At 54.0% G+C, this 20,720-nt stretch carries 17 protein-coding genes; 6 read left to right on the forward strand and 11 right to left on the reverse strand.

Features of this window, described 5'->3' with window-relative positions:
• Positions 1-163: 163 nt before the first annotated feature.
• The 6 genes from ABJI08_RS12160 to ABJI08_RS12185 all read right to left on the reverse strand — a co-directional run bounded on the left by ABJI08_RS12160 (position 164) and on the right by ABJI08_RS12185 (position 7,257).
• A complete protein-coding gene (locus ABJI08_RS12160) occupies positions 164-820 on the reverse strand; it encodes a DUF1523 family protein (protein ID WP_348402110.1) in 657 nt (218 codons plus the stop codon).
• A 12-nt stretch (positions 821-832) separates the two neighbouring features.
• Positions 833-1,099 (reverse strand): hypothetical protein, encoded by a 267-nt coding sequence (locus ABJI08_RS12165; protein ID WP_348402111.1) that lies wholly within the window; start codon positions 1,097-1,099, stop codon positions 833-835.
• A 3-nt stretch (positions 1,100-1,102) separates the two neighbouring features.
• Positions 1,103-2,449 carry a DUF6638 family protein gene (locus ABJI08_RS12170; RefSeq protein WP_348402112.1) on the reverse strand — a complete coding sequence of 449 codons (1,347 nt, stop codon included), beginning with the start codon at positions 2,447-2,449 and terminating at the stop codon, positions 1,103-1,105.
• Between the two features lie 300 nt (positions 2,450-2,749).
• Complete coding sequence (locus ABJI08_RS12175) at positions 2,750-4,684, reverse strand: ATP-binding protein (protein WP_348402113.1); 1,935 nt, start codon at positions 4,682-4,684, stop codon at positions 2,750-2,752.
• A gap of 67 nt (positions 4,685-4,751) precedes the next feature.
• A complete protein-coding gene (locus ABJI08_RS12180; protein ID WP_348402114.1) occupies positions 4,752-5,873 on the reverse strand; it encodes a hypothetical protein in 1,122 nt (373 codons plus the stop codon).
• 307 nt (positions 5,874-6,180) lie between these two features.
• Positions 6,181-7,257: a hypothetical protein gene (locus ABJI08_RS12185; RefSeq protein WP_348402115.1), complete on the reverse strand. Its 1,077-nt coding sequence runs from the start codon at positions 7,255-7,257 to the stop codon at positions 6,181-6,183.
• Positions 7,258-7,470: 213 nt separating this feature from the next.
• Between ABJI08_RS12185 and ABJI08_RS12190 the strand changes: the two genes are divergently transcribed.
• Positions 7,471-8,451 (forward strand): P1 family peptidase, encoded by a 981-nt coding sequence (locus ABJI08_RS12190; protein ID WP_348402116.1) that lies wholly within the window; start codon positions 7,471-7,473, stop codon positions 8,449-8,451.
• Between the two features lie 38 nt (positions 8,452-8,489).
• On the opposite strand, the gene ABJI08_RS12195 is transcribed toward ABJI08_RS12190, so the two are convergent.
• The 4 genes from ABJI08_RS12195 to ugpC form a co-directional block, all read right to left on the reverse strand.
• On the reverse strand, positions 8,490-9,743 hold the full coding sequence (locus tag ABJI08_RS12195) for an alpha/beta hydrolase (protein WP_348402117.1): 1,254 nt from the start codon (positions 9,741-9,743) through the stop codon (positions 8,490-8,492).
• 202 nt (positions 9,744-9,945) lie between these two features.
• Positions 9,946-11,925, reverse strand: a complete 1,980-nt coding sequence (locus ABJI08_RS12200; protein ID WP_348402118.1) for a thiamine pyrophosphate-binding protein — start codon at positions 11,923-11,925, stop codon at positions 9,946-9,948.
• Between the two features lie 266 nt (positions 11,926-12,191).
• Positions 12,192-13,106, reverse strand: coding sequence for an SUMF1/EgtB/PvdO family nonheme iron enzyme (locus tag ABJI08_RS12205; RefSeq protein ID WP_348402119.1), 915 nt, complete (start codon positions 13,104-13,106; stop codon positions 12,192-12,194).
• Positions 13,107-13,111: 5 nt separating this feature from the next.
• Positions 13,112-14,191, reverse strand: coding sequence for a sn-glycerol-3-phosphate ABC transporter ATP-binding protein UgpC (gene ugpC / locus ABJI08_RS12210; protein ID WP_348402120.1), 1,080 nt, complete (start codon positions 14,189-14,191; stop codon positions 13,112-13,114).
• Positions 14,192-14,302: 111 nt separating this feature from the next.
• On the opposite strand from ugpC, the gene ABJI08_RS12215 reads away from it, so the two are divergent.
• The 5 genes from ABJI08_RS12215 to ABJI08_RS12235 all read left to right on the forward strand — a co-directional run bounded on the left by ABJI08_RS12215 (position 14,303) and on the right by ABJI08_RS12235 (position 19,633).
• Positions 14,303-15,109, forward strand: coding sequence for a helix-turn-helix domain-containing protein (locus tag ABJI08_RS12215; protein WP_348402121.1), 807 nt, complete (start codon positions 14,303-14,305; stop codon positions 15,107-15,109).
• A 30-nt stretch (positions 15,110-15,139) separates the two neighbouring features.
• Positions 15,140-16,420 (forward strand): sugar ABC transporter substrate-binding protein, encoded by a 1,281-nt coding sequence (locus ABJI08_RS12220; RefSeq protein WP_348402122.1) that lies wholly within the window; start codon positions 15,140-15,142, stop codon positions 16,418-16,420.
• Between the two features lie 66 nt (positions 16,421-16,486).
• Positions 16,487-17,374: a sugar ABC transporter permease gene (locus ABJI08_RS12225; RefSeq protein ID WP_348402123.1), complete on the forward strand. Its 888-nt coding sequence runs from the start codon at positions 16,487-16,489 to the stop codon at positions 17,372-17,374.
• Positions 17,367-18,191, forward strand: a complete 825-nt coding sequence (locus ABJI08_RS12230) for a carbohydrate ABC transporter permease (protein WP_348402124.1) — start codon at positions 17,367-17,369, stop codon at positions 18,189-18,191. Before ABJI08_RS12225 ends, ABJI08_RS12230 begins: the two co-directional genes overlap by 8 nt.
• Before the next feature lie 2 nt (positions 18,192-18,193).
• A complete protein-coding gene (locus ABJI08_RS12235; protein ID WP_348402125.1) occupies positions 18,194-19,633 on the forward strand; it encodes a sulfatase-like hydrolase/transferase in 1,440 nt (479 codons plus the stop codon).
• Between the two features lie 158 nt (positions 19,634-19,791).
• Here the strand turns inward: ABJI08_RS12235 and ABJI08_RS12240 are convergent, their stop codons facing one another.
• The gene (locus ABJI08_RS12240; protein WP_348402126.1) at positions 19,792-20,718 is read right to left on the reverse strand and encodes a carbohydrate kinase; all 927 of its coding nucleotides are present in this window, start codon (positions 20,716-20,718) and stop codon (positions 19,792-19,794) included.
• Between the last annotated feature and the right edge of the window lie 2 nt (positions 20,719-20,720).

A 20,720-nucleotide genomic window follows, 5' to 3' on the forward strand; every position in this document is an offset into this window, starting at 1 on the left:
CGGATGATTTGAATGCGGCGGTTGCCATGATCGAGTGTCCTATTCGAAGATCGTCTTGTTGGTGCAACCGATATGCCTGTCGCACCCAAAGCACTAATGCCGAATCCGCAACCCCGCCTTGCAGGAATCAAGGGACCTCGCACTGCCACTCACAAATACATCACTATTTCTTTGGTGGTTTTTCCCGCCACGTCCCCAACCAGCTTGAGAAACGCCCACGCTTTTCGGCAATATTATCGCCTGCAGCTTCTAGGCTATCACCCATGTCTTCCAGTACCGGATCAATCCGAGCCTGACGGAACCGCCGCCAACGCACCCAGATCGCCCAGGCAATCGCAAAGAACACGACCAGGATCACAATATTCAACCATGGGATAATGGTGACATCCGGTCCCTCCACGGCCTTAACCCCAACGGCATTTGGATAGATCGACATGAATTCATTGCGCCAACCGTAATGCTTCAAAGCCACCCATTTGGCGGCTTCCTTGGTTGACTTGAGATCAGTCGCCTCAGCCTGAAGGTTTGCAGTGTCAAACTTGAAATAGGGCGGCCAGCCCCAGCTTGTGTCTTCGTTGCGATAGACCATCGGGCGTTCATTTTCATAAAACGCCTGAATGAAAAACACATCCCGGTTTACCGTACCTGTATCGTTGCCGGCATCTGGTGCGGCCCAAAAGATCGAGTTCTCTCCAAAATCGATCCGCTTTTCATAGGTATCAGCAACGCGCACGATATCGTGCTGTGGCAAGGTATAGTGGAAGAAGGCGGCAATCAGCAGCCAGACCAAACCCCAGAAACCCCATTTAACATAGACCATGTTCCGGCCCTCTTAGTGAAAATTCATAAAATAGATCAGCGTGATCACCAGCGTGACCGGCACGATATACACACCCAGTATCAGCTTGCGCCTAAGCGACCCGTCATAGTCCTGCAAGCCCTGATCGATCCATAGATCACGATCCCCGGTCATGTTTTCCTCTTCCCATTCAGCCTCAAGCTTGCCACGCCGAACGCTGCGGGAATACAGCGACAGGCAGATATAGATTACCGTCAGAACTACAAACCCGATGGCCGACAATCTGAACAATGCAAACATTCTCTATCTCCTCACCGCACCCCATGGCCCAACCCGCGCTATCAGATCATCGCGCGTTGGCGCTGCGACAGGTTCTTCCATGGGCGCATCATGCCCGAAAAGAGCCGCGCGCGCACCGGCCTTGTCCACCTGATACTCGCGATCCAGAAAATCCGCCACAAAGGACTTTTTGGTCTCGGTCCACCCTGCATAGGCGGCATAGAACGCTTCTTTGTGGCAGATAAACAATTGCCGGACATCCTTGGGTGCCAATTCCGCCAGCAACATATTGACCAGATCCTTGTCAGGCGTGTCAGCCGCACGGAGCGAATAGAAATAGGCCGGATGATCGCTGTTGATACGCGGCCACGGTCCGTCATTATCGACCCAGCTGACCAAGTCCCGAAGCCCGTGGTATTCCGGCGGCAGCTGATCGGCATGCGCACGCGCCAATGCGCGAATGTCACGGCGCGTGGCCCCGGTCAGGTCCACGCCCGCCTCTTGCGCCGCATCCACAACGATAAAGTCCATCGTTTGCCGCAGGATCGCGCTTGCATCGATGCCGCGCGCCTTGACGATGGGTTCAACCAGATCGTTGAACTCAAAAAACTTGGCTATCTGGTTCCGGTCGCCGAAATCAAACGTGTATTTGATCGGCAGCTTGCCCAGCGCTTTTTTGTCGTTCCGGGCAATCGCCGCCGGGTGGTCCAACCCGCGAAAGATATAGACCCCGCCAAAATGCGCCGTCCAAAAATTATCCTGTTGAAACGCCATTTGCTTGAGCCGCACCGGATTGCGGGTAACGTCGCCAGTGCGTTTGGACAATGTGATCATGTCAGCGATCAGAACGTCATCATACCACGCATCCTCTTCGCCCTTGAACCGGTCGACCAGCTTGGCCAGTTCATCCGCGTCGCGCAACGTGCCTTCGGTGGTGTCCGCCTCAATCTCGACCCTGCGAATATCAAACAACCGCACAGGATCGGCCACGCTGAACACCGAATTCACAAGCTCACCCGCCACAGTATCGCGCGCTGTCAGCGCAAAAAGCTGCGCCTCGTTTTCGGCAATGAACCGTTTAAGGATACCCCGGCTGGACGAAAACTTCGCATTGAGCAGCGGTGCAGTCTTCTGTTCCGTGCTCAGCAGAATAAACTGCCGGTTAACTCCGTTGTGGTTCAGATACAACGGATCGTTCAGCTCATCCCCGATCTCGGGCGAATAACCCGAGATGTCGATATGAAAATCGGTGAGCTGCGTGGTTTTACCCGTCAGATGCTTGAGCGCCCGGTTGTAACGCTCGACAAGCACAGGCGAGGCCACCTCGATCAGGTTGCCAAACATCAGGCCGCGTTTAATCAGTCGGTGCATTTAGGCCTCCGTTTTCCAATGCCCAGCGATGCGCCTGACCCGGGGTGGGTGCAGACTACGCCGCGGACATTCAGGATGAATTTCATGCTTCTCTTCCCCGCCCCATCAAACCGGCCAATACTATTAATATCGTCCAAAGGCCTCCTAGAATGACTAAGAATGACCAAAACACTTCACGAAATGGATCGCTTGCGTGGAGGCAATTTACTTCGTCGAACCACCATTTTCCGCATATGGAACCAGAAATTAAATATGCTGCCGAAGTGGGAACCAAATAAGTTAGCATCAACCAATGAAGCCTCACCCCTTCCCCTCCAGGTACCGCTTTTTCGCCTCTTCCTGACGCCCATATTCCCGCACCATGTTCTCAATCGCCACTTCGTCGGATTTGTCGGCATAGCGGAATTCGCTGTCGGCGTAGCGGTTGATCTCCTGCAACACCATTTCGACCGTGATGGGCACCCGCAGGTCTGAAATCATGTCGCGTTTGGTGTCGTAATCGCGGAACAGGAACAGCTCGGGGTTCTCCATCCATTCATCCGGCAATTCAAAGTCCATCGCCCGCACTTTGACAGCATCGGTGATGTTCTTGATGGCCCGGCCGGTAAACCGCTCATCCGCCTCCTGAATGCCCTTAAGGTACGTGCCCAGCTTGGCAATTGTGTCCAGCGCGCCAATCTGGTCGTGCACCCGGTCAAACACGTTCAGCAAGCCGGCCTCATGCGGGCGCGAATGGCTTTCAAAGCTGGCAGCGACGGCCTTTTGGATGGCCTGGGCCTCGAACAACTCATGATCACCCAGCGGGATGTCGTGGTTCTTGCCCATCAGCAATGCAAGGATGTCGACATAATCGTCGCGGGTGATCGGCCCATCCACCAGAAACCGCGCCCCGGCCCGCTGGCGCAGCGCGTCGTCGACATTCTCGGGATAGTTCGAGAACATGCCAAACGTGCAATTGCCGCGCACGACTGTGTTTGCCCCGGCAAAACTCTCCATCAGCACAGCGGTGATTTCCAGTTGCCCGGCCGAGGACTGTCTGTCGCCGCGCTTGCCCGCCAGCTGGTCGATGTCGTCAATGGTGCCAAACCCAATCGCCATTGGATCGATGATGTTGTTGATAAACGCTTTGGCGTTCTGGCCGGATTTGCCCTGATAGCTGTCGATATTGTCGGTGCTCAGGTTTTGATACCGGAACGGATAGCCCGCGACCTGACAATAATCATTGATCAGCCCGGCCATCATCTGGATCAACGTAGTCTTACCCGTACCCGGTTTGCCGTCGCCCATAAAGGTAAAAATGAATCCACCCAGCTCGGCAAACGGGTTCAGCTTGCGGTCAAAATCATAGGCCATCAGCATCTTGGACAGCTTCATCGCCTGATATTTGGCGATGTGATTGCCGACAACCTCGTTGGGTTTCTTAAAGGTCATCGTCAATTTAGTGCTCTTAGCCGCGCGGGCCGGGGTGAACCCATTGATTGTCAGATCATCCGCCTCGATCCGCCAGCTCGCATTGGTAAAGGCCGCCAGCCGCCCCGCCGTCTGCGCCCTCAGCGACACTTTCTCCATCAACTGCTCGGCATATGCGGTCACACAAGGCACCAGCCGCGCCTCTTCACTGACCAGCGCCGCGATGTCCTGATCCAGTTCCCACAACGCGCCGTGCAATCCAAGCTGCGCGTTGTCCGTCAGCGTTTCCTGCACCTCGCCAACTTCAACGGAGACTTCGCTGGCATATGGCGCCAACAGATAGGCCGTGGCGTTGGCAAACACATGCAGTACCGCCAGCGCTTCGCCGGTCAGCAGTTCACCAAACTCGGCCTTGCGATCTGCGCCCAGCGATCCGGCAAGGTTGTCGCGTTTGAGGTCGCCCAGACCCGAAGCTTCGGAAAAATTCTCACCAATCGCCAGCGCAATCGCCAGCGCCCGGCGCAACCCGTGCAGCACATTGGCCTGGACAGGGGACACCAGCGGGTCGTCGCCGTCAGCCGCTTCAATACGTTCGACCAGATGCACCCCTTCCGGGCGCGCCGTGGACCGTGTCACCAGCCCCGGCGTTGTGGTGCGAAACCGCCGCCGCGTGCCGATGCCCGAAGACCGCTCAGGTGCCGCTACATCTTTGCTTTTGGCGATCCGTGGTGTGTGATCGAACCCGTCCAACAAGCCGACCGCAGCGTCATAATGCTTGCGGATGTCTTCTTCGCGCAGCTCCATCTGGTCCGACGTCACGCTCATATCTCACACCTCAAACTTCATTTTGCCAAAAATACTCGCGCCGCAGGCTTGGCCGCGGCGCGGACAATCAATAACTCAACACCCGCCCTTGGGGGCTGACCACATATTTTCGAACGCTGCCAAATCCCGGCGAATTCAATTCTTCCAACGCCTGAAAGGGGCGCTGAGGCAGAATAATTGCGCGCTCCATGCGGGTCGCACCAGTATCGACGCCACGCCCCGAAAACGGATCAAGCGCAAATATCTCTCGTTCCACAGTCGAAAACCACCCGGACCGCTCTTCAGTCACACGTTCTGACAGCAACTCCTCGACGGTCCAAGCCAATGCCCAATCTTCGCCCTCAGGTGCACGGGCCTGCTCCAACACTTGGCGGATGGGACCGGATTGCCGGGTAAATGCACTCGAATACATTGGGCCAACGTGATACCGGCGCAAACGTTTGGGGTGCAGATCATCAAAGCTCCCGTCAAATCCTTTGGCGATTGTCACCAGCTTCAGACCGCCTAATGACTGCGCCATCAGATGCGCCTGAACTTCGGGCCATCGACGTTCGTCATTTGGCAGGGCGGTGCGCCCGCTGTCTTCCAGCTCTAACAGATAGATTGTCGGTAAATTGACCTGACTGTCATAAACCGCCCAATGCACAAGATAGCGACGGCGTTCATCCGCCAAATTCTCGATCCATTCCACCTGAGGGTGATTTTGCGCCCAGAACAACTCTCCCTGCAACAACTCTTCATAATAGAGCCGCTGCGCCAAGGCGAATTGCAGCTTCGTCGGGATTTCGCGTTCCCCGATGATCATGCGCAGCATCTGATCTTTCAGATCATCCGACGACGGCATGTTGCGCAGATGGCTTTCCGCTTGCTGCGCATCATTGGCCATGACCAGCAATTCGTTAAACACCGGAAATCCGCTGGCAGTGGCGTCAAAGGAAAGCGAGCCAAAAAACGTACCGGTTTCGCGACCAACCAGCAGGTATTTCATACTTAAAGCGCGAAACGTAAAGCTAATCGCTTTGAGATACCGCGTCATGATTGCAACATCGACGTCGCTCAGCGCGCCCTCTGCCGCACGAGCTGCCGCCACACGGGTCAGATGATCCGTAATACGCTCGAATTTCTGGAAATACCGGCGCGAGGCGTGGGTATCCATCAGGGCTTTGTGGTCGGCCTTTTCGTCACTCATTTGCGCAAACTTCCGTCGTAGTTAATACCTGCGTACCAAATCAGGATGTCGCCACTATACCCGAGACACCGTTCTTGCCACTTCTCGAGAAAATATGCATTTTCTGCCATTTTCGTCACGCTCCATGCCCCGCGATTTATCAATGGTCCTAGCCCCAGACCGAAGCCAATTAAGAAGCCGAAGAATGCGAATGTTCTAGCAATGCCCGGACACAGCCCATTACCTACTGCGCATGGCGCTATTGAGTAGCCCCAATATGACAGCGCGCCTCCGACAAGAATAAAGAAATAGCAGCGTCGTCTGAATGTCATTCCCCGTACAGGTTCTTGTCGTGTTTCTCGACGATCTTCTGGAACCGGCGGGCAAAGCGTTCGTCGGCTTTGGCCTTGGCTTCCAGAACGTCACGCGCAAACACCATGTGATCTTCGTGGGCTTCCATCATGTCGGCCATACGTTGATTGGTGGCCGTACCGATCGCCGCCATGCTGGCCTGCGCTTCTTTGTCGGTTTCAACCCCGATCTCGTTGATGCGGTGCGCCACATCCTGTTGTTGCGCTGTCTTCAACGACTTGGATAACGCGTCATACAGAACCACACGCTGTTTAGTATCGGTCTGCAATTTATTGATCAAAACCATCTGAGTCGCCGCCTGGTTCTGCAACGAGTCGATCCAGGTCTTGCCCTTTTCGATGTAGCGTTCCAGCGTTTGGGAGTTGGCCAGTTTGACTTGTTCCTGCTGCACCATCGCGTTGTATTTTGCGTTTAGGTCGGCAAGTTCACTTTCCAGCTTCGTGCGCGCCGCAGCGTCCTGTTCGACGGAAATCTTGTTTTCCAGTTCGATGATTTTCGGGTCCAGCGCAACGATTTCCGCCTTAACTGTCTCCAGCTCTCCAACCGTTGCCTCACGTTCGTCCAGCGTTTCGGTAAGGTTGGCTTCGACCTTGGTTTTTTGTTCGTTCAAAACGGTCAGCTGGTTTTCAAGCAAGGTTGTGATGATGTCAGACTTGGCGATCAGATCTTGCAATTTGTCGTCGATATTGGCTGTCTTGATCCGGTCCTGTCGCATTGACTCGGACTTGGCACGACTAAAGACGCCGACAAAGCTTTCCCATCCGGTCTTGTCACGCATTTCGTCAAAGTCTTTGGAAAATGCCGACGTAACATCATCCAAGCCCATGATCAGCTCTGCGATATTGGCATTCATGACGTCGGTATGTGCGTGCACATCGTCAAGCGTCGCATTCTCAATGTCGATGGAAACATCGTCGCCGGATTTCATTTTGGCCCGCGCCGTTTCAATCCGTCCTGTCAGCTCTGCAATCTTGCTTTGAGCCGCAGCCACCTGTTCCTGAGATTCGCGTACCTGGGCGTCAAAATCAGCCATAATCACTCCGTTTTATCAATCTGTTGGTATGCATATGGGTAATGTTACGCCCATTTACATCCATTCTGAATTCAATCAAATTACAGTGTTGCAAATGCGCACTGCATTGAAAAGAGCGCGATGTCGCGCCCGTCGGCAAAAAACCGGTGCTCCGCATCTTGTCCGCCAATTTGAAAGTTGTAGTGTTCGCCCATCATCACTGAAAGGACGCCGATGCACACCGGACCTCGCAACCTGATCACGGACGTTTCCGGGCTCAAAGTAGGCAATGCACAAGATCACAGTATCAAATCAGGTAGCACGGTTTTGGTGGCTGATTTGCCCCTGACTTGCGGGGTCAGCGTCATGGGAGGCGCGCCAGGAACACGCGAAACAGACTTGCTTGCGCCGGACAAAACCGTGCAACAGGTCGACGCGCTTGTTTTATCCGGGGGATCCGCCTTTGGTCTGGATGCCGCATCTGGTGTCGCGGACAAATTGCGTTCTCAGGGGCGCGGATTTGTGGCGGGCGATCAGACTATTCCGATTGTTCCATCTGCCATTCTGTTTGACATGCTCAATGGTGGGAACAAGGATTGGGACGTTAACCCATATCGGGCTCTTGGTGTCGCCGCATTGGAAGATGCGTCGGAAGAATTCGATTTGGGCACATTTGGCGCCGGAGCCGGCGCCACGATGGCGTCGCATAAAGGCGGCCTTGGGTCCGCATCCATGACGTTGCCATCAGGGCACACCGTTGGGGCGCTGGTTGCGGTAAATGCAATTGGCGACGTGTCACCAGATGGCAAACATTTTTGGGCTGCCCCGTGGGAGATCGACGGTGAATTCGGAGGGTTCGGAAATATCCCGCACGCGGTTCAAGATCTGCCCGCGACCAAGCCGAGAGCCCACAACACGACCATCGCAATTGTCGCGACGGATGCAGTGCTGACCCAAGCGCAGTGCACGCGCATTGCGACCGCCGCCCATGACGGGATGGCCCGCGCAATTGTCCCTGCGCACACGCCGAGGGATGGCGATCTTGTTTTCGCTGTTTCAACCGATGCCAAGCCATTGACAGACACGGTTGCTGACACATTATGGCTGGGCCACGCCGCAGCCACTTGTCTGGCACGTGCAATCGCCCGAGGCGCATATCACGCGTCGCCAGAACCCGGTGATAAACTTCCCTGCTTTGCTTACAAAACGAGTTAAGACATATTCTGACGCCATTGATCCCAATATCGCCTAAATCAGAACGGATATGACTCAGACATAGTCCAAAAATTCCCTTCAATTCGGGTCATCGGGCGTAAGGATGATCCCGGCATGCCACCATTTCTGATCAGGATCGCGATGTCGGACAATACATTCGGATTAGTTCGGTAATACGCATGCCCGGTGAGACCACGCACGCCTTCTACATTCACAAAGTTGACGGTTCTGACTTCGGAAAAGATTTCCTTTTCAGCCGGGTTGATGTCTTCGACTTCAAGTCGGCCAAACCGTTGCCCCGTCATCAAACGTTGCGATAATCCAAGCGCGGAATCTCCGGGGTTCATGAAGACGGTTATCTGGCCAATTGCAGCCCCGAACCCTTCGGCCACAAGACGCTGGCGAACAACTGAGAAATCGAGATCAGGCGCGGCGAGAATAAGGTTTTCAATTTTCAGAACGGTCTTTGGGTTCTTGCCCTGATTGTTAACCGCGATAATCATCTCGCGCAGGGCTGTTGTGGTCACGTCTGTGCCCCGGCTGTGTGCCACGATATGTATCTTACGTAGCTCGGGGATCTGGGACAATTGCGTTAGGAATTCTTTGAGATGGAAAACCGTAAACTCCCCCGACTCCCGGTCCGTGAAATAGCCAAACAACCCGCCCGCTCCGGCAGGCCAGGAATAGGCGATTGGAACACCCTTGCGGCCGCTGAAATGCCAGATGTCGGCCAGTGAAAAAACTGCATCCTCAAAGCTGTTGTTAAAGCCATGCACAAATACGACAACTTCGCTTTTTCCGGACCGTCGCATCTCTTTGCGGACCTGCGCCTGAAAATCAGCCCGTTTCGCATTATAGGACCGAACCGCCTCGGGAATGCGTTCGGGTCGACCATTTTTGACTTTGAATGGGATCGGTGTCGGGTCAAACCTCAGAACTTCGCGATTTTCGACAATGCTGAGCGGCAGCTTCATGTCACGTTTAACCGCGCCACTTGCCGCTGTCAGGCTTGGCCAATCACCATCTTCCCCAAAGCTCACGTCAGTGACGCCAAATGCCATCGAGCTTGACCGCTCTGAACCATATGACAGCGCGTCGTCTTTTAGCTCAGGCATCCGGTCCGTGATGTAGAAAATCGAAGATTGTGTAGTCTGGAGTGCTGGCGCGACATCGCTTTGCGGATACCCGCCGTTTGCAAAGACATTTGGAGTGGGCGCCAACACACGGGTCGAACTGCATGCCGCCAAAAGCAGTAAAATCACTACAGGGAGAAATTTGTTAACAAGGGTCATCACAAGCCACTTTGGTTATTCTGAAATCCGAGACCGAACGACATGTTCGATGGGCAGGTAAGTGTCTGAATTTCCGATAGAGATTTCAAGGGCGCTAAAGGTAGCCGGTCCAGATCTTCCCAGCAACCAACCGATCTAAGTGCGCATGAACCGGACGAGAGTTGACGAGCGTTCCTGATCCGGAAACGCCTGTCAGTCAAAGTCAGACCAGATCAGCATCTGTCATGATCTCTACAAGTGCTGGTCCTTTGTATTCCAAAGCTTCGCGGATGGCGGTTTCGATTTCGGATGGGTCCGTTACCTTGGTTCCTTGTGCGCCGCACAGTCGCGCAAAGGCGGCAAATCCAGGGTTTTGCAGATTGGTTTCCCAAACCGGCCATTCCCCCGAACGCTGCTCTTTGGAAATTTTACCCAGCTCACCGTTGTGTAACAGGATATGGGTTATATCCATGCCGTATTTTACGGCTGTTGTCAGCTCCATCGGATATTGGCCAAAGCCACCATCCCCAGAAATCGACACAACCTTGCAGCCTTTCAAGTCTTCTTTGTCCTGTGTGGCCGCCCACGCCCCCATCGCTGCAGGAAGCCCAAAGCCGATAGATCCGAGATACCCAGACATCAACACGCGCTGACTGCCTTTGGTCTCAAGATAGCGGCCAAAAGAGTAGGTGTTATTGCCAACGTCCACCGCAAAGATTGTGTTATCAGGCACCAATCGACCAAGCGCTTCGAAAATAGCGAACGAATGAATGCCCTTGGCAAGGTTCTCCTGTAGCCGGGTCTGCTTTTCGCTGCGCCAGAATCCCCAACGTTCTGCGAGTTCGCTGATCTGATCATCGGCCTCCTGATTTGCCGTGCAACCTTGCCCCAAAGCGTCACAGAATGCCCCGACATCCCCCCAAACCGGCAGGGTCACAGGATGGAACTTGCCCAATTGCATACGTTCATGATCCACCTGAATGGTCGGTTTTCCGGGGTTAATACCGGTGTGATTAGAAAAACTGGTTCCCAGCGCAAGAATGAGATCCGCCTCGTTCATGAACCAACTTGCGATAGGGGTTCCCGACCGCCCCATCACGCCCCCCGCATTGGGATGGCTGTCAGGCAGCAGTCCTTTGGCCTTGAACGTCGTCATCACCGGCATGCCCAGCTTCTCGGCCAAAGCCGCGATATCGTCCCGGAACGGATAAGCACCATGCCCCACTACGATGATCGGACGCTTTGCGTTTGCAATCATTTCGGCGGCTCTTTCAACCTCGCTGGGCGCTGGCAATACCGGCGCCTGCGTAACCCGACCGGTTGGTGAGCCAGATTTCTGGCTGCTGGGAATAGTCTGTACATCATCCGGAAAAATCAGATGCGCTACGTTTTGTTCAACTATCGCGGTCTTGCATGCCAGCGTCGCCAGTTCTGCATGGTTAGAACTGCTCAGAACCGGTTGAGAAAATGCAGAAACAGCATCAAAGGCAGACAAAAGATCAATGTCCTGAAACGCCCCCGGTCCCATCACTTGGGTTTGCACCTGACCCGTCAGCGCCAACACCGGCGCGCGGTCAACTTTGGCGTCCCACAGCCCAGTCAGTAGGTTCGTTGCACCCGGACCTGCGATGGTCAGACAAGCGGCGGGGGTGCCTGTCAATTTACCATAAGCCGAAGCGGCGAATGCAGCGGCGCCTTCATGGCGGATGCCATAGTAGCGCATTTTGCCGTCCGCCACTGATAACCGGATCGCATCCGAAAGCCCCAGATTTGAATGCCCGACCATGCCAAACACAGATTGTACGCCCCAATTGGCCAGCGTCTCAACCATCACATCGGTCACTGTTGGGTCATGTGGTGGCTCTGGTTCAATCCCGACAAAAATCTCTCCGTCTCGTATATCGACGGGATAGGTTTGCTGCCCTGTGTCTTCATGCCCACCAGGCGGTTTGCCGGTCAGAGGATCGAAGTCCCATCCATGCCATGGACAACGTATCCAGCATTTTTCATCAATGCCCTTTTCGATCGACCCCTCGCCCAAGGGCCCCCGCTGATGCGGGCAGTGGTTGTTCATCGCTGCCCATTGACCATCAAAATGCACCAGACAGATCGACGTGGTGCGCGCTGTGACCGTTTTTACCCGACCTTCTGGAAGATCTTCGACATGTCCAACGCGGATCCAATCTAGGGGTTCATCACTCATCTGTCTCTCCCGTTTTAGGCGCCACGCCTTAGTCTTTCGAATAATTGCCGGGGCTGGTCAGAGGCGCCTCTGCTCGCCTGATGAGTGCCCGCGGGACCAACCATCCCCTCTTATACTTGGTCAATTCAACAACCGCGCACTGAAACACGCAATCGTGACAACAAGTGCGAACCACTGCCTGCAGCGAACCTGTGGATACCCCAAAGCTAGTCTAATTGTTCGGGGAAACCGGGCGCTCTTCGGCATGGACGACATTGTCGTTTCCGTCAGGTCAAATGCGGGCAAAGGGCTAACGATTGCCTACTTTGCGGCAAGGCGGAACGACGTGATGCGCCCGCGTCAATACATCGAAATCCGACATGGCTTGATGCATAGTTTTCATCATTACCTATGCGCGCAGCGGGCCTGTACCTGAGGCAATAATTATCAGCACACAGATGCGACCCACCTTTTAAGACACGTAAGACGGGCATTGGATTGTCGTTTTTGGGGGCACAGCAGCTATTCTTCTGAGTGGTAGGTGTCAAAAACCTATCGCACGTCCACTCCCATACATTGCCAAGCATATTGTGTAAGCCACTTGGCGGTTCTGATCTAGAATGAGCAGGAACAGTAAAGGGCGCGGTTTGTGAATACTCATTGCGGTATGGAAATTCGCCGTCCCAGATATGCGCTGTAGCCCGGTCAGATTGCGCTAGATTGGCTGCATATTCCCACTGCGCTTCTGTCGGAAGCGCCTTGCCAGCCCATTGTGCAAATGCCTGCGCGTCGATGTAGGAAATATGTACAACGGGATGCAATTCGCGCCCTGTCAGTGTGCTATCTGGGCCTTCTGGATGTTTCCAAAAGGCCCCCGGTACAAACCGCCACCATTGACCGGGGTCTGTCAGCTTTACCGGGTGGGACAGCATGTGAAACACCAGCGACCCTGCAACATAATATTCTGACGGCATGCCGGGTTGCCAACACGGATTTAACGCACGCTCGCTTGTTGTGACGTAGCCGGTGCTACTTACAAAATGCGAAAACTCTTGATTGGTAACCACCGCGGGATCAATTTCAAAGTCAGCAACTTCAACCAGCCGCACAGGTTTCTCTTCGGGATAATGCGCGTCCGAACCCATCAAAAAACGCCCTCCCTTGATCCGAACCATTGGGTTGAGCGTGTTTGGGTCGTACATTGGAGTTAGTTTCCCCCTCGAACAACGCGCGCTTGGCTTGCGTTGTCAAAAACATGCGCCTTGTCCCTGTCAAACGTCAGCCTGACAACAGTGCCGGGCTGGGCGTTGATATCTGCGGCCTCAACCAGACTGATCTCGGTTCCATTAAGATCGCAGGTCAGATGCGTTTCACTGCCCATCGGTTCGACGACTCCTACTTTGGAAAGTAGTTCGCCGTCAGGATCTATACGCAAATGCTCCGGGCGTATCCCAAGTACAATTTCCTGTTCATTTCTCAGAGCAACGCCCGAAGGCAACGACAAAACTGTTTCTCCAAACTGCATCGCGAAACCGTGCTGGGTTACCAATGCCGTTCCCGAAATCAAATTCATTTGCGGCGCTCCGATAAAGCCAGCAACAAACAAGTTTTCCGGCGCATTATATAGCTCAAGCGGTGTGCCAATTTGCTCAATTCGCCCTGCGTTCATGACAACGATTCGGTCTGCCATTGTCATAGCTTCGGTCTGGTCATGTGTGACGTATATGGAAGTGGTCTTGAGGCGCTGGTGCAACAACTTAACCTCTTTGCGCATGACAGTGCGCAGCTTGGCATCAAGGTTTGAAAGCGGCTCATCAAACAAGAAAACTTCTGGGTTTCGCACAATTGCGCGACCCATCGCCACTCGTTGTCGTTGACCGCCAGACAGCGCCTTTGGGCGGCGATCCAGATATTCATCGAGACCCAGAATTGCACTTGCCTCTGCGACCGCAGAGGCGATTTCTGCCTTCGGCCGCTTTTCAAGCTCAAGCGCAAACGACATATTTTCGCGCACGGTCATATGCGGGTAAAGCGCGTAAGACTGGAACACCATCGCGATCTGACGGTCTTTGGGCAGACGGTCGTTCACCACATTACCGGCAATGGAAATTTGGCCTGCGCTGGGATCTTCGAGACCGGCAATCATGCGCAGCAACGTTGATTTACCACAGCCGGACGGGCCAACCAACGCAACGAACTCGCCCTGTGCAATGTCGACGGACACGCCATGGATGACATCGACAGCGCCAAAGGATTTCTTAATTTCACTCAAAGATACCGTTGCCATTAGCGCTCCTCACTGGTGCCAGCTATCCCTACCGACCGGGAATTAAGCTTGACCTATCTTTCATTATTGGTTTTTATAATTTCAAATGTGAAATTTTGAAAGAAGAATCTGATGGGACCAAGCGACCGTCTTTTGCAAGTGATGGAATATCTGATGGCGGCCGGACCCGAGCCGGTAAAACAGGTCGATATCTCTCGTGATCTTGGAATATCGGCGGCGACGGTCAACAGGATCGTGCGCACACTGGCCAAGCGCGGCTATCTCTTTCACACTAGCGAAAAATACTGCATCCCCAACTTTCGCCTGATCCGAAACGTTCCGATGTCCGAAAGCTATCTGTCGGTGCTGAGCGATCTGATGAACGACATCACGGCCGAGCACAGTGTTTCGGTTGAAGCCGTTGTTGTAACCGGTTTTGATTTGTTGTGGCACTCACGCACCCAACTGCCCGATGCCAGCGTCGCCATTCGTGCGGCGCGTGGGTTCCGGCGCAGCCTTTATGAACTTGATGCGATGTCTCGGCTTTATCTGAGCCGTCTGGGTTGGGACGAAGTCAGCTACAAATACTTCACCGGCGGTTTTTTTAAAACTGGTCTTGAAATGAAGGGCCTCGCGCCAAGTGAGGCGCGCCGGATCATCGAAGACGTGGCCGAAGCAAATTTCGACATGGATTTTGACGGGAACCACGTTGGTGTTCGTCGGTTCTCAACGATCATCGAGGACGAAGAAGGCAAGTTTTTGCATTTGCTTAGCATTGCTGAAGCGGCAGTGCCTGTACGGGACAAACAAGAGCACGTCGCTAAGGCGCGACGCGTACTAAGCGAAGCCAGGGCAACTTTGAACGCCCAAATCAAGGCTGAAGCCGTCGGGGGAGACGGCATCAGCAAGCACTACGCCAACCTAAAATTGGTCAAATAGCCAACTTCAAAGATCCTATGGGAGGACATCATGAAGCTCACGAAATCTCACCACACCATACTTGGCGCCCTTATGGCGTGCTCCACAGCGATTCCAACTTCTGCGTTTGCCGAAGAGCTGAATGTCGTCATGTTCTCAATGCCCTACACACGGGCTTTGGCGGAACTTGAGGCCGATTTTGAAGCAGCGACAGGCCATACGGTCAACATCGATGTTATCGGTCAAGACGTCTTTGAGAACCGCATCACTTTATCATTTACTGGTGGCTCAGGCGACATCGACGTTGTACACGCGCCCGTCATTCAGCTGCAACGCTGGGTCACGGCAAACTGGCTTCGCCCTGTCACTGCTGAAGTGGCCGCAATGGACACCAAAGATGACATCCTCGCCGGGCCGCTCGATTCATTTGTTGTCAACGGTGAACAGTGGGGGCTGCCCTTCCTCGCAGGGGTGGGCATGATGGCTTATCGCACCGATATTCTTAAGGCCGCTGGCTATGACGCTCCGCCTGCGACCTGGGGAGAAATGCTAGAAGTCGCGGCTGCCGTTGATACGCCTGAAACCGCCGCGATTGCGATGCGTGTGGCACCGGGTCAGGGCTTTAACATGTTCGTCTATCCTCAGATCATGCGGGCTTATGGCGGCGCATTCTTTGCCGACTATCCAACCGACCTGACGCCGAATATGAATACTGCCGAAGGCCTCGAAGGTCTCAACACATATATGTCGTTGATGAACGATTACGGTCCCGACGGCATCGGCAACTTTAACTTTGGTGAAGTCACTGCGGCGATGCAAAATGGACAGGTTGCCATGATCATCGACGAAAGCGGATTGATTGCGCAGACGCTTGATCCCGAAAAGAGCAAAATGGCTGCCGATATCAGCATCGCTGCTGTGCCCTCCGGCCCAGCGGGGCGTTCACCAGCAATTGCCGTGCACGGATTGGGAATGCCGGCTGACGCGCCACACCCCGAGGCATCGTTTGCCTTTATGGAATGGGCAACAAGTGCGGACGTACAGGCAAAAATTGCGATCTCTGCCAGCTTCGCTGACTTCACTCGGGCCTCGGTTGCCAGCGATCAAGCGGTTATCGACAATTTCAAATCCATCCACCCGGAATTCCTGAATATCCGTGTGGCGATGTTGAATGATGCGATCGGACATTACCGTCCGTTAATCCCACAATGGCCTGCCATTGGTGCCGCTGTCGGTGAAAACATCAATGCGGCCGTAAACGGTATTTTGTCACCACAAGAAGCGCTGGAAGCGGCGGATCAGGAAATTGCTGACATTCTCGCTGACGGATAACTAACACTCCCTGCCGAAGCCCTGCACTTTGGGGCTTCGGACCCTTGTCTGAGAGAGCCACCAAAGATGCTGCCATCCGCAGGCGTTCAGCCGCAATTCAACCGGGCCTATCGGATGATGCTCTTCCCCGCGGTCTTTGCCGTCGGCATTTTTGCAATCATCCCTTTGCTCGGGATGCTGGGGTTATCATTTACTGACTTTCATTTGATCAAACCCTGGGACCGCGACATCGGATTGCACAATTTTGAACGTCTGATCGGAGACCGCCGCTTTCGCAACTCAATTTCTGTGATGATGATGCTTAGCGTTTTCGGCGTTGTCGCGCAGGTCACATTAGGATTAGCCATCGCCGTTGGTCTGGAAAAGATCGTGCCACGCTGGCGCTTTGCCCGAGGCATGTTTGTGGTGCCGTTTGTCGTACCGCACGTGGCCGTGGCCCTGATTTGGCTGAGCCTGTTCACCCCGACGCTCAGCCCAATCAACGCCTTCTTTGATATCTTTGCCATTACCGTTCCTCCGCTTTTGACGTCGCAATACGGGGCGATTGCAGCCATCGTGATTGCCGATACATGGGCCAGCACGCCGTTTGTGATGTTGCTGATCCTTGCCGCGTTGCAAGGTATCTCGAGCGATCTGGATGAGGCCGCCTCGATTGACGGGGCCTCAAAGATGCAGATCTTCTGGCGCATCACTTTGCCGCTTCTGAAACCCGCGCTGTTGATGGTCGCGCTGTTCCGGTTCATAGAAACGCTCAAGCATTTCCCGCTGATCTTTGTAATGACGAACGGCGGGCCGGGGCGCGCAACCCAAGCTACGAATTACTATGCCTATATTCAGACGTTCCAATCGTCCAATGTGTCCTACGGCGCGGCGATTGCGGTTTTCCTGTTCCTATTTGCCGGCATCATCAGCTTTTACGTCGCCCGTGCAAACGCGAGGTTAACCGATGCCTAAACGTGACATGAGCTTTAAGAAAATCGCGGGCGTCACAATGATGCTCGCCTGTCTGGCGTTCACATTCCTGCCGATCATATGGTCATTCATATTGTCGTTTCGCCCGACCACACACCTGTTTGAACCAATTTGGCAATCGCCCACACAGCTGACTTGGGACAACTTTCAAACCCTCGCCCGTTCGGACTTTCCGTTTGCGCTGTTTAACAGCGTAGTGACGGCCGGCGGCTCGACCATCCTTGCCATGATTATTGGCGTGCCTGCCGGATTTGCATTGGCCAAGGGACGTTCGCAACGAAAATTCATCGCTTCTTGGGCACTGCTTCTTTTGCGCATGGCACCGCCGGTGGGTTTTGTCATTCCGCTATTCCTGATCTACCTGAACATTGGTCTGCTCGATACGTGGATCGGCCTGATCGCGGCCTATATGGTCCTAACCTTGCCAATGGTGGTTTGGTCGTCCTGGACGTCTCTGTCACAAATTCCGGACGAATTGATCGAAGCCTCGCTTCTTGATGGCGCCTCCTTGTTTCAAACCTTGGTCAAAGTTGTGCTTCCTGCCGCGCGACCCGGCATTGTCGCCACCGCTGTGCTGGCATTTCTAATCGCTTGGAATGACTTTTTCTTTGCACTGGTCATCACCCGTTCCGACACAGTGACCGCACCTGTCGCCATTATGAATTTCGTTTCTTATGCCAGTGTCGATTGGGGCAGCATCGCCTTGGCCAGCATCGTTTTGACCTTGCCGACCGTGCCAGTCATTATCTTTGCGAATAAATATATCGTCCAATCAATGGGCGGGGCAGTGAAAGGCTAGTAATGCGTAAACAACCCAACATAGTCTTTATCCTGACCGACCAGCAGCGCATTGATACGATTGCTGCCAACGGGTTTGATCACATGATTACCCCGAATATTGACGCGCTGGTGCACAAGGGCGCTGTTTTTGAGAACATGTATGTGACAGCGCCCTCTTGTGCGCCGTCGCGTGCCTCGCTGTTCAGCGGTACATATCCCCATACAAACGGTGTTTTTCGCAATGATGAACCGTGGAATTATTGTTGGGTGTCCGAGCTAGCCGATGCGGGCTACCGCTGTGTGAATGTGGGCAAAATGCACACGATGCCGATCGAGGGTGACTTTGGATTTCACGAACGTCACGTCGTTGAAAACAAGGACCGCGACCACCCTAACCTGCCGTTCTATCTAGACAACTGGGACAAGGCGATCCATGCGCGTGGGGCCGACAAACCATCGCGTGTCAGCTATTCCAAACGACCCGATTACGATGAAGCTTTGGGGGCATTTGTCTGGGAACAGGACGAAGACCTTCACCCCGATGTTTTTGTAGGTGAAACCGCATGTTGGTGGTTAGAACGCTATCCGGGAAATGAGCCGTTCTTTTTGCAGATAGGCCTGCCCGGCCCGCACCCGCCGTATGATCCCACCCAAGAATATCTCGACATGTATTTGGACAAGGATTTGCCCGAGCCGATCTTGAACTACGATCTTTCAACCCAGCCAACCCCACTGCAAACCCTGCGGCAGAACCACCTCGATAACGGACATGACGCAGTGCACCATCTCGAAGCCCCCAACAAGGAACAGCTGCATCGCCAACGCGCGCATTATTATGCGAATGTAACGATGATCGACACGCAGGTCGGCAATATTGTCAAAGCACTGGAAGCCCGCGGAGTGTTAGACAACACGATCATCATTTTCACATCCGACCACGGCGATTGTCTAAATGATCACGGCCATTCCCAAAAATGGAACATGTATGAACAGTCGGTCCATGTTCCCGCCATAATGTGTTGGCCGGGTAAAGTAGCAGCCGGGCAAAAGTATGCGCAGCTTGTGTCCCTGTTTGATTTCGGACCTACCATTCTTGAGGCTGCTGGTGCCGCAATACCCGAGTGGATGGAGGCCAAATCACTGGCCGACATCTTGTTCGGCGCAAAGGGGGCCGCACGGGATCGGGTTTTTGCCGAGCATTCGGATGACGCAATCCTGACCGGGACCGACTTTATGACCATGATCCGGCAAGACAACTGGAAACTGGTGCATTTCGTCGATCATGAGGAAGGACAGCTCTTTGATCTCGATGCCGACCCTAACGAGGTTAATAACCTTTGGGACGATGCCAAGACGGCTCCAGTACGCAGCAGTTTAGTAGAGCAAATTCTAAACTGGCGCATCGAAAGCGCCCGGAAATCGCAAGGCTTCGTACAAATGCTGGCCGCAAGAACAAGATAAAAGTGTTCAAAACTACCTCAGATATCACAGTAACCCTGTCAAGTGCCTAAAGCTGTGGAGTCATGAGGGAGTCCGATCTCGAATCGACAACAGGCCTGAACGGAACAACCCATCTGCGCGTTGGTCTGGCCAAGGGCCTTCAACCGACCTCTCGCCGTCTACAACTCTCCGGCCCAAGGCGGGTTGGCACCGGCACGCGAAACGGTGACGGCTGCAACCTTGGCGGCATGCGTCAACGCCTCTTTCAGGTCTGCATGTGACAGCACTTTCAGGTTGGATTTACGAAGCTGCCCAAGTTCATACAATTTGGCCAAAAATCCCGCATTGAATGTATCGCCAGCGCCAACAGTATCGACCATTTCGACTTTTTGCGCAGGGACTTTAACCGAACTGCCGTCAGACAGATATCCAGTGGCGCCTTCGCCGCCGCGGGTCAAAATGAGCACAGACGGGCCCTTCTCCAGGAGCATTTCGACTTTCTCATCAAACGAAAGCGGAGCAGGCAAAATCCAGTTCAAATCCTCGTCGGACACTTTGATGATATCCGCCATGGCAACCATCCGATCCAAACGGTCGCGAAACGCGTCAATGTCCTCAACAAAACGAGGGCGGATATTCGGGTCCAGCATCACCGCGCGATCTTTGCCTTCACGTTCCAACAGCGCGGCGTAGGCGTTGGCGCCCGGAACACAAGCAAGGCTGATACCTCCGAAATACAGCGAAGAGACTTCGTCGGACAATTGCGGAAGATCATCTGGCGTCAACATCCGGCCAGCCGAGTTTTCATCAAAGAAACAATAGGTCGCGTGCCCATCCACAAGACGCACAAATGCCAGCGTTGTTGGCCGGTCCGACAGGATCACATTCGACGTGTCCACATGGCTGGCCTTAAGAGCTGTGATAAGCTGCTGGCCGAACATGTCGGTCGACAATCCTGTTAGCATGCCAGTCTGAACGCCCAACCGCCCTAATCCAATTGATGTGTTGAATACGGCACCTCCGGAATGGGGCACATAGCCTTCACGCCCGTCGGTATTCGGGGAGGGTATCATATCGATCAGCGCTTCTCCGCAGCACAAAATCATTG

Origin of the sequence: Shimia sp., from assembly GCF_039969785.1 — a bacterium.
GTDB lineage: Bacteria > Pseudomonadota > Alphaproteobacteria > Rhodobacterales > Rhodobacteraceae > Shimia.